14 protein-coding genes are annotated in these 13,511 nt (G+C 62.9%); 10 read left to right on the top strand and 4 right to left on the bottom strand.

Annotated features, from left to right (window positions below; translation table 11 throughout):
* Positions 1-47 precede the first annotated feature (47 nt).
* Positions 48-953 (bottom strand): 4-hydroxyphenylacetate catabolism regulatory protein HpaA, encoded by a 906-nt coding sequence (gene hpaA, locus Q9451_RS13415; protein ID WP_041166751.1) that lies wholly within the window; start codon positions 951-953, stop codon positions 48-50.
* A gap of 171 nt (positions 954-1,124) precedes the next feature.
* Between hpaA and Q9451_RS13410 the strand changes: the two genes are divergently transcribed.
* The 8 genes from Q9451_RS13410 to hpaI all read left to right on the top strand — a co-directional run bounded on the left by Q9451_RS13410 (position 1,125) and on the right by hpaI (position 8,490).
* A complete protein-coding gene (locus tag Q9451_RS13410; protein WP_012273108.1) occupies positions 1,125-1,784 on the top strand; it encodes a fumarylacetoacetate hydrolase family protein in 660 nt (219 codons plus the stop codon).
* A gap of 10 nt (positions 1,785-1,794) precedes the next feature.
* Entirely contained in the window at positions 1,795-2,559 is a 765-nt protein-coding gene (locus Q9451_RS13405; RefSeq protein ID WP_012273109.1) for a fumarylacetoacetate hydrolase family protein, read from the top strand.
* A gap of 5 nt (positions 2,560-2,564) precedes the next feature.
* On the top strand, positions 2,565-4,025 hold the full coding sequence (hpaE, locus tag Q9451_RS13400) for a 5-carboxymethyl-2-hydroxymuconate semialdehyde dehydrogenase (protein ID WP_041166752.1): 1,461 nt from the start codon (positions 2,565-2,567) through the stop codon (positions 4,023-4,025).
* 77 nt (positions 4,026-4,102) lie between these two features.
* Positions 4,103-5,026: a 3,4-dihydroxyphenylacetate 2,3-dioxygenase gene (gene hpaD / locus Q9451_RS13395; RefSeq protein ID WP_012273111.1), complete on the top strand. Its 924-nt coding sequence runs from the start codon at positions 4,103-4,105 to the stop codon at positions 5,024-5,026.
* 63 nt (positions 5,027-5,089) lie between these two features.
* Positions 5,090-5,494 carry a 5-carboxymethyl-2-hydroxymuconate Delta-isomerase gene (locus Q9451_RS13390; RefSeq protein ID WP_012273112.1) on the top strand — a complete coding sequence of 135 codons (405 nt, stop codon included), beginning with the start codon at positions 5,090-5,092 and terminating at the stop codon, positions 5,492-5,494.
* A 53-nt stretch (positions 5,495-5,547) separates the two neighbouring features.
* On the top strand, positions 5,548-6,855 hold the full coding sequence (locus Q9451_RS13385) for an MFS transporter (RefSeq protein ID WP_012273113.1): 1,308 nt from the start codon (positions 5,548-5,550) through the stop codon (positions 6,853-6,855).
* A 17-nt stretch (positions 6,856-6,872) separates the two neighbouring features.
* Positions 6,873-7,676, top strand: coding sequence for a 2-oxo-hept-4-ene-1,7-dioate hydratase (hpaH, locus tag Q9451_RS13380; RefSeq protein ID WP_012273114.1), 804 nt, complete (start codon positions 6,873-6,875; stop codon positions 7,674-7,676).
* A 10-nt stretch (positions 7,677-7,686) separates the two neighbouring features.
* Complete coding sequence (gene hpaI / locus Q9451_RS13375) at positions 7,687-8,490, top strand: 4-hydroxy-2-oxoheptanedioate aldolase (protein ID WP_012273115.1); 804 nt, start codon at positions 7,687-7,689, stop codon at positions 8,488-8,490.
* A gap of 49 nt (positions 8,491-8,539) precedes the next feature.
* On the opposite strand, the gene Q9451_RS13370 is transcribed toward hpaI, so the two are convergent.
* Together Q9451_RS13370 and Q9451_RS13365 are read right to left on the bottom strand one after the other, a co-directional pair.
* Positions 8,540-9,469 carry a p-hydroxyphenylacetate 3-hydroxylase reductase component gene (locus tag Q9451_RS13370; protein ID WP_012273116.1) on the bottom strand — a complete coding sequence of 310 codons (930 nt, stop codon included), beginning with the start codon at positions 9,467-9,469 and terminating at the stop codon, positions 8,540-8,542.
* A 78-nt stretch (positions 9,470-9,547) separates the two neighbouring features.
* On the bottom strand, positions 9,548-10,717 hold the full coding sequence (locus tag Q9451_RS13365) for a p-hydroxyphenylacetate 3-hydroxylase oxygenase component (protein WP_012273117.1): 1,170 nt from the start codon (positions 10,715-10,717) through the stop codon (positions 9,548-9,550).
* Positions 10,718-10,919: 202 nt separating this feature from the next.
* Here Q9451_RS13365 and Q9451_RS13360 point away from each other — a divergent pair, with 202 nt between their 5' ends.
* Complete coding sequence (locus Q9451_RS13360; protein ID WP_012273118.1) at positions 10,920-11,519, top strand: TetR/AcrR family transcriptional regulator; 600 nt, start codon at positions 10,920-10,922, stop codon at positions 11,517-11,519.
* A gap of 11 nt (positions 11,520-11,530) precedes the next feature.
* On the opposite strand, the gene hpaR is transcribed toward Q9451_RS13360, so the two are convergent.
* Entirely contained in the window at positions 11,531-11,953 is a 423-nt protein-coding gene (hpaR, locus tag Q9451_RS13355) for a homoprotocatechuate degradation operon regulator HpaR (protein WP_012273119.1), read from the bottom strand.
* 245 nt (positions 11,954-12,198) lie between these two features.
* Between hpaR and Q9451_RS13350 the strand changes: the two genes are divergently transcribed.
* Entirely contained in the window at positions 12,199-13,497 is a 1,299-nt protein-coding gene (locus tag Q9451_RS13350; RefSeq protein ID WP_012273120.1) for an FAD-binding oxidoreductase, read from the top strand.
* Positions 13,498-13,511 lie beyond the last annotated feature (14 nt).

The following is a 13,511-nucleotide window of genomic DNA, read 5'->3' as shown; positions in this document are numbered from 1 at the left end:
ATCCGGTACAAACAACAACACATACCGGGTGCGCCGCCATGGCCCTGTCACTGCAAGTGTGCCTGCCGCTGGCGATACTCCCCAGGCGTGAGTTTGGCGTAGCGGTTGAAGAAGCGGCTGAAATAGGCCGGGTCCTTGAAGCCGAGCTGGTAACAGATTTCGTTGGCCGTGCTACCGGAAAACAACAGCAAGCGCTTGGCCTCCTGCATCAGCCGCTCCAGTACCAGGCGCTTGGATGGCAAGTCGGCGATACGCCGGCACACATCGTTCAGCCGCGCCTCGGTCACGCCAACCTGCTGCGCGTAGCGGGCCAGCGGCCAGTGCTCGAGGTAATGCGCTTCGATCAGTGCATTGAAACGGTGGAAGATCTTCAAGTCCTCATGCCGCGCCGGGGTCGATTCCAGCGAGTTGGGGCACAGCCGCAGCAGGCTGACCATGATCAAGCGGGTCAGCGACTGCAGCGCCGCCTCGCGCCCCGGTTGCTGTGTGGCGAACTCGTCGCTCAGCGCTTCCAGCCAGCCTTGCAGGCGGTGGGCCTCGGCCTTGTATTCGGCCGGCAGGTTGCCCAGCGCCACGCAGGCCGGCTGCACCTGCATGCCCGCCGGCAGCAGGCTGGCATCGGCTTCGATCAATTGCCAGACCAGTTGCTGGCGCACAGTCAGCACATGCCCGTCGCTGTCGGCTTCGGTAACGAACGCGTGTGCCACCGTGGGCGGCGTGAGGAAGAACATCGGCCCGGCCTCGATGTACTGCTGGTCGTCCAGATACACCCGCACCGTGCCCGATTTCACGTAATGCACCTGGAAGAACCGGTCATGTCGGTGCACTGGCATGTTGCGCCCGAAAAAGCCCGCCAGGTTGCCCAGCCGGTCGTAATGCACCTCGCTGTCGCTGTAGCGCTGGTCATAGACCTGGCCGATGTTGATGTTCGGTATCGGATGCCGGTCGCTCATGGCTGCTTGCTCGCAAATCGCTTGACCCTGTTGACGATGGCCCATGGTGCACCGCCTTGTCGGCACGCGCCACTGGCCACCTCTTGACCATCGTTAACATATTAACTATAACATTAACACATTAACAAAATCCGCAGGACGGCCATCGCCCTGCACTGCCAGGAGAAGAGCATGAGCCATGCCCTGCATGACGTTGCCAACGGCACCCTGTTCGGCGTCGCGCTGAACTACCGGGGTTTGCTGCAGCAGCACCAAGCGGCGTTCGTCGAAGCACCGTACAAGCAACTGCCAGTCAAGCCAGTGCTGTTCGTCAAAACCCCGAACACGCGCAACCAGCATGAAGGCCAAGTGCTGTTCCCGGCCAACGTACAGCGCCTGCAACCTGGCCCGGCGCTGGGTGTGGTGATTGGCAAGGACGCCAGCCGCGTCAGTGTGGAGGACGCCCTGGAGCATGTGGCGGGCTACACCATCGTCAACGAAACCAGCCTGCCCGAAGACAGCTACTACCGCCCGGCCGTCAAGGCCAAGTGCCGTGATGGCTTCTGCCCGATCGGCCCAGCGTTGGTGCCGGCCAGCCAGGTAGCCAACCCCGATGCCCTAGGCCTGCGCCTGTATGTGAATGGCGAACTGCGCCAGCACAACAACACCGCCAACTGCGTGCGCACGGTGGCCCAGCTGATTGCCGAAATCAGCGAGTTCATGACCCTGCACGCTGGCGACATCCTGATCACCGGCACCCCCGAGGGCCGCGTCGATGTACAGCCAGGCGACCGCGTCGATATCGAGATCGACGGCCTGGGCAAGCTGACCAACCACATCGTCGCCGAGTGAGGAATTACCTGTGAAACACGCCCGTATCCAGTTCGACGGCCAGGCCCATGATGTCACGGTCGAAGGCGACCACCTGCGCCTTGCCGATGGCCGCCTGGTCCATCAAGACCAGGTCACCTGGCTGCCGCCCGCCACCGGCAGCATGTTCGCCCTGGGCCTGAACTACGCCGATCACGCCAAGGAACTGGCCTTCGCGCCGCCCACCGAACCTCTGGCCTTCATCAAGTCGCCCGGCACCTACACCGGCCACGGCCAGGTCACCTGGCGCCCGGACAACGTCGAGTACATGCACTACGAGTGCGAGTTGGTCGCGGTCATTGGCAAAGCAGCGAAAAACGTCAAGCGTGAGGACGCCCTGGCCTACGTTGCCGGCTACACCGTGTGCAACGACTACGCCATCCGCGACTACCTGGAAAACTACTACCGCCCCAACCTGCGGGTGAAAAACCGCGACGCCACCACCCCGGTCGGCCCGTGGATCGTCGATGCGGCCGATGTGCCAGACGTCAGCAACCTGAAGCTGCGCACCTGGATCAACGGTGAGCTGAAGCAGGAAGGCACCACGGCGGACATGATCTTCGACATCCCGCACCTTATCGAATACTTCTCCAGCTTCATGACCCTGCAGCCAGGCGACATGATCGCCACCGGCACGCCAGAAGGCCTGGCCGACGTGGTGCCGGGCGATGAAGTGGTAGTGGAAGTGGAAGGCGTCGGCCGCCTGGTCAACCGCATCGTCAGCGAAGCTGATTTCTTCAAGAACAACAAGGCATGAGCAGCATGATCAAGCACTGGATCAACGGCCGTGAGGTCGAGAGCAAAGACACCTTCGTCAACTACAACCCGGCCACCGGCGATGCCATTTGTGAAGTCGCCAGCGGTGGCGCCGAAGAAGTGGCGCAAGCCGTGGCCGCGGCCAAGGAAGCCTTCCCCAAGTGGGCCAACACCCCGGCCAAGGAACGTGCCCGGCTGATGCGCAAGCTCGGTGAGCTGATCGACCAGAACGTGCCGAAACTGGCCGAGCTGGAAACCCTCGACACCGGCCTGCCGATCCACCAGACCAAGAACGTGCTGATCCCGCGTGCCTCGCACAACTTCGATTTTTTCGCCGAAGTGTGCACACGCATGGATGGCCACACCTACCCGGTCGACGACCAGATGCTCAACTACACCCTGTACCAGCCGGTGGGTGTGTGCGGCCTGGTCAGCCCGTGGAACGTGCCGTTCATGACCGCCACCTGGAAGACCGCGCCGTGCCTGGCGCTGGGCAACACCGCCGTGCTGAAGATGAGCGAACTGTCGCCACTGACCGCCAACGAACTGGGCCGCCTGGCTGTCGAAGCCGGCATCCCCAACGGCGTGCTCAACGTGATCCAGGGCTATGGCGCCACCGCTGGCGACGCCCTGGTACGTCACCCGGATGTACGCGCTATTTCCTTCACCGGCGGCACCGCCACCGGCAAGAAGATCATGCAGACCGCTGGCCTGAAAAAGTACTCGATGGAACTGGGCGGAAAATCGCCGGTGCTGATCTTCGAAGATGCCGACCTTGAGCGTGCGCTGGACGCCGCGCTGTTCACCATCTTCTCGCTGAACGGCGAACGCTGCACCGCCGGCAGCCGCATTTTCATCCAGGAAAGCGTGTACCCGCAGTTCGTCGCCGAGTTCGCGGCGCGCGCCAAGCGCCTGATCGTCGGTGACCCGACCGACCCGAAAACCCAGGTCGGTTCGATGATCACCCAGCAGCACTACGACAAGGTCACCGGCTACATCCGCATCGGCATGGAAGAAGGCGCACGCCTGGTCGCCGGTGGCCTGGAACGCCCGGCCAACCTGCCGGCGCATTTGGCCAAAGGGCAGTTCATCCAGCCCACCGTGTTCGCCGATGTGAACAACAAGATGCGCATTGCCCAGGAAGAAATCTTCGGCCCGGTGGTGTGCCTGATCCCGTTCAAGGACGAAGCAGAAGCGCTGCAGCTGGCCAACGACACCGAGTACGGCCTGGCGTCGTACATCTGGACCCAGGACATCGGCAAGGCCCACCGCCTGGCCCGTGGCATCGAGGCCGGCATGGTGTTCATCAACAGCCAGAACGTACGCGACCTGCGCCAGCCATTCGGTGGCGTGAAAGGTTCCGGTACCGGGCGTGAAGGCGGGCAGTACAGCTTCGAGGTCTTTGCAGAGATCAAGAACGTGTGTATTTCCATGGGTAGCCACCACATTCCGCGCTGGGGCGTGTGAGCAAACCGTAGATGGCCGCTCCCACAAGTACCGCGTCAGCCGCCGAAAACAACAACATTCTGTAACCGGAGCTTTCCATGGGCAAACTCGCTCTCACTGCCAAGATTACCCATGTACCGTCCATGTACATGTCCGAACTGCCAGGCCCGCGCCAGGGCTTTCGCCAGGCAGCCATCGACGGGCATCACGAAATCAGCCGCCGCTGCCGCGAGCTGGGCGTGGACACCATCGTCGTGTTCGATACCCACTGGCTGGTCAACGCCAACTACCACGTGTTGTGCGGGCCGCATTTCGAGGGTGTGTACACCAGCAACGAACTGCCGCACTTCATCAGCAACATGCCTTACGCCTTCCCCGGTAACCCCGAGCTGGGCAAGCTGCTGGCAGAGGAATGCAACCGTTTCAATGTCGAGACCATGGCCCACCACGCCACCACCCTCGCCCCGGAGTACGGCACCCTGGTGCCGATGCGCTACATGAACCAGGACCAGCACTTCAAGGTGGTTTCGGTCTCGGCACTGTGCACCTCGCACTACCTGGCCGACAGCGCCCGCCTGGGCTGGGCCATGCGCAAGGCAGTAGAAGACCACTACGACGGCACCGTGGCATTCCTGGCCAGCGGTTCGCTGTCGCACCGCTTCGCGCAGAACGGCCAGGCGCCGGACTTCGCCACCAAGGTGTGGAGCCCGTTCCTGGAAACCCTTGATCATCGCGTGGTGCAAATGTGGCAAGACGGCGAGTGGGAAGCCTTCTGCGGCATGCTCCCTGAATACGCCGCCAAAGGCCACGGTGAAGGGTTCATGCACGACACGGCGATGCTGCTCGGTGCGCTGGGCTGGTCCGACTACGACGGCAAGGCCGAGGTGGTCACGCCCTACTTCGGCTCTTCCGGCACCGGCCAGATCAACGCGATCTTCCCGGTTACCCCACAGGATGGCAGCGCCATCCCTGTAGCCCAGGCCGCCAACCCGGCAGCCGTGGTGTCCACCAGCCGCCTGTAATTCACCTGCTTGCGCCTGGCCGTCCCGGCGGATGGCGGGCGCGGCTCGCCGAGGATACCCTTCATGCCACACCTGGTTCTGCTCTACACCCCCGACCTGGAAACCGATGCCGACATCCCCGGCCTATGCCGCGCCTTGGCCGACACCATGCTCGAACAGCGCGATGGTGAAGGCAAAGCTGTGTTCCCCACCGGCGGCACCCGCGTGCTGGCCTACCCCGCCGCCCATAGTGCAGTGGCAGATGGCAAGGGCGAATACGGTTTCCTGTACGCCAACCTGCGCATGGCCACCGGCCGCAGCACCGAGGTGCACAAGGCGGTGGGCGACAGCCTGCTGGCGGTGTTGAAAGCCCGCCTGGACCCACTGCTGCAACAGCGCCCAATCGGCATCACCGTACAGATCGACCACAGCACCGCCCAAGTCTACGACGCCAAGCACAGCACCTTGCACCCATTGTTCAACCGCTAGCGCGCCGGCTCGAAAGCCCCTTCCCCGCCTCATTGAAGAACAAGTACAAAAACATGAGCACACTCGAACACGCCTCGCCACGCGAGGCACACACTGAAAGGGTCGACAGTACCCACCGGGCAGTCACCTGGCGGCTGATGCCGCTGCTGCTGGTGTGCTACCTGTTCGCCCACCTGGACCGCATCAACATCGGCTTCGCCAAGATGCAGATGAGCCAGGACCTGCATTTGTCCGACACCGTCTACGGCCTGGGTGCCGGGCTGTTCTTCATCGCCTATGCGCTGTTTGGCGTACCCAGCAACCTCATGCTCGACCGGGTCGGCCCACGCCGCTGGATCGCCTGCCTGATGGTGGTGTGGGGGTTGTTGTCGACCAGCATGCTGCTGATCGAAAGCAGCAGCGCGTTCTACCTGCTGCGCTTCGCCCTGGGCGCGGCGGAGGCCGGGTTCTTCCCAGGTATCCTGGTCTACCTCAACCGCTGGTACCCGGCCGGGCGGCGCGCCCAGGTGACGGCGCTGTTCGCCATTGCCGTGCCATTGGCCGGAGTCGTCGGCGGGCCGGTGTCCGGGGCCATCCTGGCCTTCATGCACGACACCGCAGGGCTGCGTGGCTGGCAGTGGATGTTCCTGCTCGAAGGCGCACCTGTGGTGCTGCTGGGCCTGGTGGTGCTGGCCGTGCTGCCGGAGCATTTCGAAAAGGTGAGCTGGCTGGACGATCAGCAGAAAGCCACGCTGCGCGCGCAATTCGGTGAGGAAGAACAGCGCAAGCCGGTGACCTCGTTCAGCGCCATTTTCGCCAGCCGTGCACTGTGGCTGCTGGTGGCGGTGTATTGCGCGGTGATGCTGGCGGTCAACACCCTGGCGTTCTGGATGCCCAGCCTGATCCACAGTGCCGGGGTGGCCAGCGACGCCAGTGTCGGCCTGCTCAGCGCTGTGCCGTACGTGGCCGGCTGCGTGTTCATGCTGGCCTGCGGCCGCTCCAGCGACCGCCTGCGCGAACGCCGCTGGCACCTGTGCGTCCCCCTGCTGATGGCCGCCACCGGCATCGCCATCGCAGCCCTTGCCCCCGAGCAGGCGTGGCCGGTAATGGCCGGCCTGGTGCTGGCCGGCATGGGCGCCAGCGCTGCGCTGCCGATGTTCTGGCAACTGCCGCCGGCCTTCCTCAACGCCCGCACCCAGGCCGCCGGCATTGCTCTGATCAGCTCGCTGGGCAGCATCGCCTCGTTCTTCACGCCCTACTTCATCGGCTGGGTGCGCGACACCACCCACAGCGCCAGCCTGGCCCTGTATGTGCTCGCCATCTTCATCGCCCTGGGTGGCCTGCTGGTGCTGCGCACCCGAGCTGCCATCGTCAACCCTTGAATCAAGAGACTGTCCCCATGCTAGACAACGCTTTCATCCAGCAAGCCGCCGAACGCCTCGACCAGGCCGAACGCTCCCGCGAGCAAGTGCGCCAGTTCTCGCTGGAGCAGCCCGCAATCAGCGTCGAAGACGCCTATGCCATCCAGCGCGCCTGGGTGGCGAAAAAGATCGCCGCCGGGCGCAAGCTGGTGGGCCACAAGATCGGCCTGACCTCGCGTGCCATGCAGGTGTCGTCGAACATCACCGAGCCCGACTATGGCGCATTGCTCGACGACATGCTGTTCGATGAAGGCAGCGACATCCCCTTCGAACGCTTCATCGTGCCGCGCGTTGAAGTGGAGTTGGCGTTCATCCTCGGCAAGCCGCTGAAAGGCCCCAACGTCACTGTTTTCGATGTGCTGGAAGCCACCGAATGGGTGATCCCGGCGCTGGAAATCATCGATGCGCGCATCCAGCAGGTGGACCCGCAAACCCAGGCCACCCGCAAGGTGTTCGACACCATTTCCGACAACGCCGCCAATGCCGGCGTGGTGATGGGCGGACGGGCCGTGCGCCCCACCGAGATCGACCTGCGCAAAGTGCCGGCAGTGCTCTACCGCAACGGCGTGATCGAGGAGTCCGGTGTCAGCGCCGCGGTGCTCAATCACCCGGCCAAAGGCGTTGCCTGGCTGGCCAACAAGCTGGCCCCGTACGACGTCACCTTGCAGCCCGGCCAGATCATCCTCGGTGGTTCGTTCACCCGCCCGGTGGCCGCACGCCCAGGCGATACCTTCCACGTCGACTACGACATGCTCGGCGCCATCGCCTGCCGCTTCGTTTGAGGACCAGCCCATGGACATGCCCATCAACCACTTCAAGCAACGCCTGTGCAGCGGCGAGCCGCAGGTCGGCCTGTGGCTCGGCCTGGCCGATGCCTACTGCGCAGAGCTGGCCGCCAATGCCGGTTTCGACTGGCTGCTGATCGACGGCGAACACGCCCCCAACGACCTGCGCGGCATGCTCGCGCAGTTGCAGGCGGTGGCCCCCTACCCCAGCCAGGCGGTAATCCGCCCGGTAATCGGTGATACCGCGCTGATCAAGCAGGTGCTGGACATCGGCGCTCAGACCTTGCTGGTGCCGATGGTGGAAAGCGCTGAACAGGCGCAGCAACTGGTCAAGGCCATGCATTACCCGCCCAACGGCATTCGTGGCGTGGGCAGCGCACTGGCACGGGCATCGCGCTGGAACACCATCCCCGGCTACCTGGACCACGCCGATGAACAGATGTGCCTGCTGGTGCAGATCGAAAACAAGGAAGGCCTGGCCAACCTGGACGAGATCGTTGCGGTGGAAGGTGTGGATGGCGTGTTCATCGGGCCTGCGGACTTGAGCGCAGCCATGGGCCATCGGGGCAACCCTGGGCATCCAGAGGTGCAGGCAGCGATCGAGGATGCCATCGTACGCATCGGCAAGGCGGGCAAGGCTGCAGGTATTCTCAGCGCGGATGAGAAACTGGCGCGACGTTATATCGAGCTGGGTGCGGCATTTGTGGCCGTCGGTGTGGATACCACGGTGCTGATGCGCGGGCTGCGCGAGCTGGCAGGGAAGTTCAAAGATACGCCGATGGTTGGCAGTGCCGGGGGGAGTGTCTACTGAGGTATCTGTGTGGATGGCACCGGCCTCTCCGGTGCCATCCACAGCGAGATCAGATGTTGATAAGTGCCTTGAGCACTGTCTTGAAAGTCTCCAGCTGCTCTTCACTGAACTGCCCGAACACCTTGTCCTGCTGTTCCCGGGCAATGGTCCACAATGCCTCGGTCTCGTCCACGCCCTTCACCGACAACCGCACACGTCCGTCATCATCGGCAATCAACCCTTTGCGCTTGAGGTTGGCCACCGCTTCCTCGATCTCCCGCGCCGGCATCGCCACTTCCCGTTGCAGGTCGTTCAGGCTCAGCCCCGCATCGTTCTCCAGCACCATCAGCATGCGCGCCTCGCTGGTACGCAGGCCGGTGCACAACTGGCGTGGCTGGTAGTCGGCCTGGTAGGCGCGCAATGCCTGGGTCATCAGGTAATACAGGTTGTGTTGCAGGCGGCCCTGGAAGTGGCTGCTGGGTGCCTGCCCTTCTGCACGCTGGGTCATGCGGGTATGTGGCAGCACCATGGAATAGGCGCCCTGGTGGTACAGCAGCGGCGAGCGGCCGAAATCATCGAACGCCACCACCCTGCCTATCAGGATCCAGTGATCGCCACCGTCCAGTTGCTGGTACTTTTCACACTCGAAGCGTGCCGCGCAATCGACGAACAATGGCACGCCGCCAACGCCCGTCTCGTAGTCGATACCGGCAAAGCGGTCCTCTTTGGGCCGGGCGAAGTTGTTGGACAGGTCGATCTGGTCCGCAGCCAGAACGTTCACGGCAAAATGCGAGGCCTCTTCGAACACTTCATGGCTGGTCGAACGTTTGTCGATGCTCCACAGGATCAGCGCCGGGTCCAGCGACACCGAGTTGAAACTATTGGCGGTGACGCCCACCTTGCGGCCACTGGGGCCGGCTGCGGTCACCACGGTAACGCCGGTGGCGAAGTTGCCCAGTGCGCGGCGGAAGGCACGCGCGTCGAAGGTTTCATTGGACATGCAAGACTCCCGGGCAGGCCTGGCAGCCCGCCCTGATTGTTGTTGTGCTTGTGAGGGATGGTTGAAACGGAAAGCGACTCAGACCATGGTCGGGTCGGGCTCCAGGCCCATCAACTCGCGGCCGAGGATCTGCGCGCAAACGTCGTAGTCGGTGTAGGCATGGGCGCCGGTCATGTGCGAATCGCGGAACAGGCGTTGCAGTTCGTTGCTCTCGAACCAGGCGCCACCACCGGCCGCTTCCATCAGGCGGTCCACGGCCTGGATGCACAGTTTCACTGCATAGCCCTGGTTGGTGCGCCAGAATGCCAGCGTGCCACGCGAGGGGTATTCATGGCGGGCGCTGTGCTCGGCAATTTCGTCCCAGCTTTTTTCCAGCAGTGCCCGGGCGGCGGCCACCTGATGGGTCGATTCGGCCAGGCGCATCAGCGCCGGGGTAGCAGCGCCCACGGCAGCACCGGTGTAGGCACGCACGCGGTTGCGGGTTTTCTCGCGGAACACCTCCAGCATGCGCTCGGCAACGCCGAGGCTCACGGTGGAAAAACCGCTGGCGAAGTACGGGCGGTATGGGGCGAAGAAGATCTTGCTGTCCGGGTACAGGCCAAAGCCCGCCGACTTGCCCTCCATCATGTCCTTGGCTTTCTGGATACGGTGCTCAGGCACGAAGGCGTCACGCACGATCAAGGTCTTGCTGCCACTGCCGCGCATGCCCACGGCATACCAGTCATCACGGATTTCATAATCGCTGCGCGGTAGGATGGCGAAGCAGTAATCCTGAGTGCCTTCGGCATTGTTGCGGCGAAAACCTACGATCGCCCACTCGGCGTGGTCGCAACCAGAACTCCAGCCCATCTCGCCGCTGAACGACACGCCACCCTCGACCTCTTCGGTACGGCCAAATGGCGCGATACTGCTGCTGGCAGTGGCATCCGGGTCGCTGCCCCACACCTCCTGCTGCAGCTTGGGCGAGAACATTGCCATCTGATGGCTGTGGGTGCACAGCAAGCTCATGGCCCAGGCGGTGCTGGCGCAGGCGCCCGCCAGCTGGGCGATGCACTCGGCGAATTGCGGCAGGGTGATTTCCATGCCGCCGTAGTGTTTGGGCAAGAAAGCGCGGTGCATGCCGATGCTTTTCAGCAGGGTGATGTTCTCTGCCGGCACGCTGCGGTCCTGTTCTGCACGCATGGCATTGGCGGCGATGGTCGGCAGGATGGATCTCAGGTCTTCCAGCAGGGGGTTTGGCTTTTTCATGAACGGTCTCTTTCTTATTGGATTCGAAGACGCGTTCAGTATGTGAGCCGCGATTGGGCGGCGGAATGCACGTTACGAGGGGAACATTGCACTTTTCATGGTGTGCAGAAATTGCCCAGCCACAAGCATTGACCCGTGCATTTGCGATCACCACAATCCCACCCATATGACGCGCGCGGCCTGCCGCGCCCCTGACGGAGCGATGCTGTTGAAAGACCTTTCCCCTTCTGCGGTGCGTGTGTGCGATGCCGCCGTCGGCCACTTCGCCGAGTATGGCTACGATGCCTCTTCGCTGAACGAAATCGCCCAGCTGGCCGGCATGCGCAAAGCTTCACTGTATGCACACTTCGCCAACAAGGATGCTTTGTTCGTGGAGGTGTTCCAGCGTGCGCTGGTGCAGGAAACGACGTTTGTCGAACAGGGTTTTGCGCAGGAAGATCGCGACGGCCTGGCGCCCGGGCACTGGCTGGCCTTGCACCTGGCCGAGCGTTATCGCGGCTCCGCTGCGCTGCGCTTCGTGTTGCGCACGGCCTTCCTGCCCCCGTCGGGCATCAAGCCGGTTGTCACTTGCGGCTTCGAAAAGTACCTGGACGGCATACGCGAAGGGTTCTGCAAGGCCCTGCAAGCTCGGAACAACTGGGCTGATGAGCAGCAAAGCCGCCTGGCGCTGTACGCCGATGCCTACCTGGGCATCATCGACAGCCTGTATGTAGAGCTGATGTACGCAGGCCCCGCCGCCTATGAGCGGCGCGCGACAGCCTTGCTGAAAGTGCTCGAAGACTCGCTGTCACTCAACCGCTGACGGCTGGCGCGTCAGGGTTTGATCCGCTTCATTTCATCCAGCAACTGCATCAGTTGCTGCAGCTTGTCCTCGCCAAACTGGGCGAGGATCTTGTCGTAGTTGCGCGCCATTTCCTCACTCATCGCCACAAATGCCTGCTGCCCCGCGTCGGTCAGGTTGATGAACACCCGGCGCTGGTCTTCTGCCGACTTGCGCCGCGCCACGATCCCATCGCGTTCCAGGCGCTTGAGCACACCACTCATGCTGGGTTTGAGAATGCACGCCAGTTCAGCCAACTGATGGCTTTCCAGCTCGCCTTGCTGGCGCAAGATACGGATTACCCGCCATTGCTGCTCGGTCAGGTCATGGGCATTCAACGCTGGGCGGAAAAACGCCATGGTGGCTTCGCGCGCCTGCAACAGGGTCAGGGTCAGGGAGGGTCTTGGTGTGGTCATGCGGGCTCGTGGGGCTGGGAATAGCAAACCGGCGAGTATGCCAGTGCACAATCATTAATACATTAATAGAATGTTTTCTACCCATTGCCAAGAAGCAGCGCCAGCCGCCGATTGCGTGTGGCAGGCTGGTTACACTTGCTGGCAGGCAAGCGCAAGACAGCTGATGATCGGCAGGCGCTCAATGGCCTCATGTGCCAGCGCCCGGCAAACGGCCCTATCACAATTCCAATTCAGCAGGCTGCGTCATGATCACCCTCGAGAGCCCCACGTATTACTCGGCGACCAAGAAGTACAACCTGAATTTCCCCACCCTGGAAAATGACATCGAAGCCGATGTCGTGGTGATCGGCGGTGGCTTCTCCGGTATCAACACCGCGCTGGAGCTGGCAGAACAGGGTGTGGCCAATGTGGTCGTGCTCGAAGCCCGCTACCTGGGCTACGGCGGTACCGGGCGCAACGGTGGGCAGATCATGGCAGGTATCGGCCACGACCTGGAAAACATCCGCAGCAGCGTGGGTGACCAAGGCGTGAAGGAAATGTTCGAGATCAGCGAGCTGGGCGCAGGCATCATCAAGGAACGCATCGCCCGCTACGCCATCGACGCCGACTTTTGCCACGGCTATGGCTACATGGGCTTCAACCACCGCCAGGAACAAACCCTGCGCAAGTGGGAAAAGGCATTCAAGGCAATCAACACCCGCGACGAAATCCGCTTTCTCGGCGGCAGTGAGGTGCACCAGATCATCGGCAGCACCGCCTACAGCAGCGCCCTGCTGCATATGGGCGGTGGCCATGTGCATTCACTGAACCTGCTGCTGGGCGAAGCACAGGCGCTGGTCAGCCATGGCGCGCGCATCTTCGAACACAGCCCGGCCCTGGAAGTGACCTACGGCGAACGCATCAAGGTACGCACCGGCCGCGGTTCGGTACGCGCCAGCAAGCTGCTGTGGGCGTGCGACAGCTTCCTCAACAAGCTGGAGCCGGAGCTGCACGCACGCACCATCAACACCTATGCCTTCCAGATGATGACCGAGCCGTTGCCGGATGAACTGATCGAGCGCATCAGCCCGATACGCGGTGCCTACAGCGATATCCGCCCGGTGATCGACTACTACCGGGTCACGCGTGAGAACCGCCTGCTGTTCGGGGCCGCCACCCCCTTCGTCGAGCACGTTCCGCTGGACCTGAAGGCCTGGAACCGCGCGCTGATGCTGAAGATTTTTCCCTACCTGAAAAACGTGCGCATCGACCTGGCCTGGGGCGGACCAATGGCCACCAGTGCCAACCTGTTTCCGCAAATCGGCACCCTCGGCAACCGGCCCAATGCCTTCTACGTGCAGGGTTACTCCGGCTTTGGCGTCACCCCCAGCCACATCATCTGCAAGATCCTCGCCGAGGGCATGCTCGAAGGCTCCAGGCGCTATGACCTGGTCAGTTCGGTCAAGCATGCGCGCATCCTCGGCAAGGACTACCTGCGCCCGCTGCTGCTCACCGCCGGCAAGACCGTGCACCAGCTGTCTGGCTACTTCAACGGCCGCCGCTGAACCTGTTCGACTCA

Source organism: Pseudomonas sp. NY8896, from assembly GCF_039634505.1.
This window is presented reverse-complemented; position numbering and strand designations above follow the sequence as displayed.

What these genes read in the sequence shown, in the direction of transcription:
- hpaA (WP_041166751.1), bottom strand. Translation starts at nt 953, where the DNA reads ATGAGCGACCGGCATCCGATACCGAACATCAACATCGGCCAGGTCTAT.
- Q9451_RS13410 (WP_012273108.1), top strand. Translation starts at nt 1,125, where the DNA reads ATGAGCCATGCCCTGCATGACGTTGCCAACGGCACCCTGTTCGGCGTC.
- hpaE (WP_041166752.1), top strand. Translation starts at nt 2,565, where the DNA reads ATGATCAAGCACTGGATCAACGGCCGTGAGGTCGAGAGCAAAGACACC.
- hpaD (WP_012273111.1), top strand. Translation starts at nt 4,103, where the DNA reads ATGGGCAAACTCGCTCTCACTGCCAAGATTACCCATGTACCGTCCATG.
- Q9451_RS13390 (WP_012273112.1), top strand. Translation starts at nt 5,090, where the DNA reads ATGCCACACCTGGTTCTGCTCTACACCCCCGACCTGGAAACCGATGCC.
- Q9451_RS13385 (WP_012273113.1), top strand. Translation starts at nt 5,548, where the DNA reads ATGAGCACACTCGAACACGCCTCGCCACGCGAGGCACACACTGAAAGG.
- hpaH (WP_012273114.1), top strand. Translation starts at nt 6,873, where the DNA reads ATGCTAGACAACGCTTTCATCCAGCAAGCCGCCGAACGCCTCGACCAG.
- hpaI (WP_012273115.1), top strand. Translation starts at nt 7,687, where the DNA reads ATGGACATGCCCATCAACCACTTCAAGCAACGCCTGTGCAGCGGCGAG.
- Q9451_RS13370 (WP_012273116.1), bottom strand. Translation starts at nt 9,469, where the DNA reads ATGTCCAATGAAACCTTCGACGCGCGTGCCTTCCGCCGCGCACTGGGC.
- Q9451_RS13365 (WP_012273117.1), bottom strand. Translation starts at nt 10,717, where the DNA reads ATGAAAAAGCCAAACCCCCTGCTGGAAGACCTGAGATCCATCCTGCCG.
- Q9451_RS13360 (WP_012273118.1), top strand. Translation starts at nt 10,920, where the DNA reads ATGCTGTTGAAAGACCTTTCCCCTTCTGCGGTGCGTGTGTGCGATGCC.
- hpaR (WP_012273119.1), bottom strand. Translation starts at nt 11,953, where the DNA reads ATGACCACACCAAGACCCTCCCTGACCCTGACCCTGTTGCAGGCGCGC.
- Q9451_RS13350 (WP_012273120.1), top strand. Translation starts at nt 12,199, where the DNA reads ATGATCACCCTCGAGAGCCCCACGTATTACTCGGCGACCAAGAAGTAC.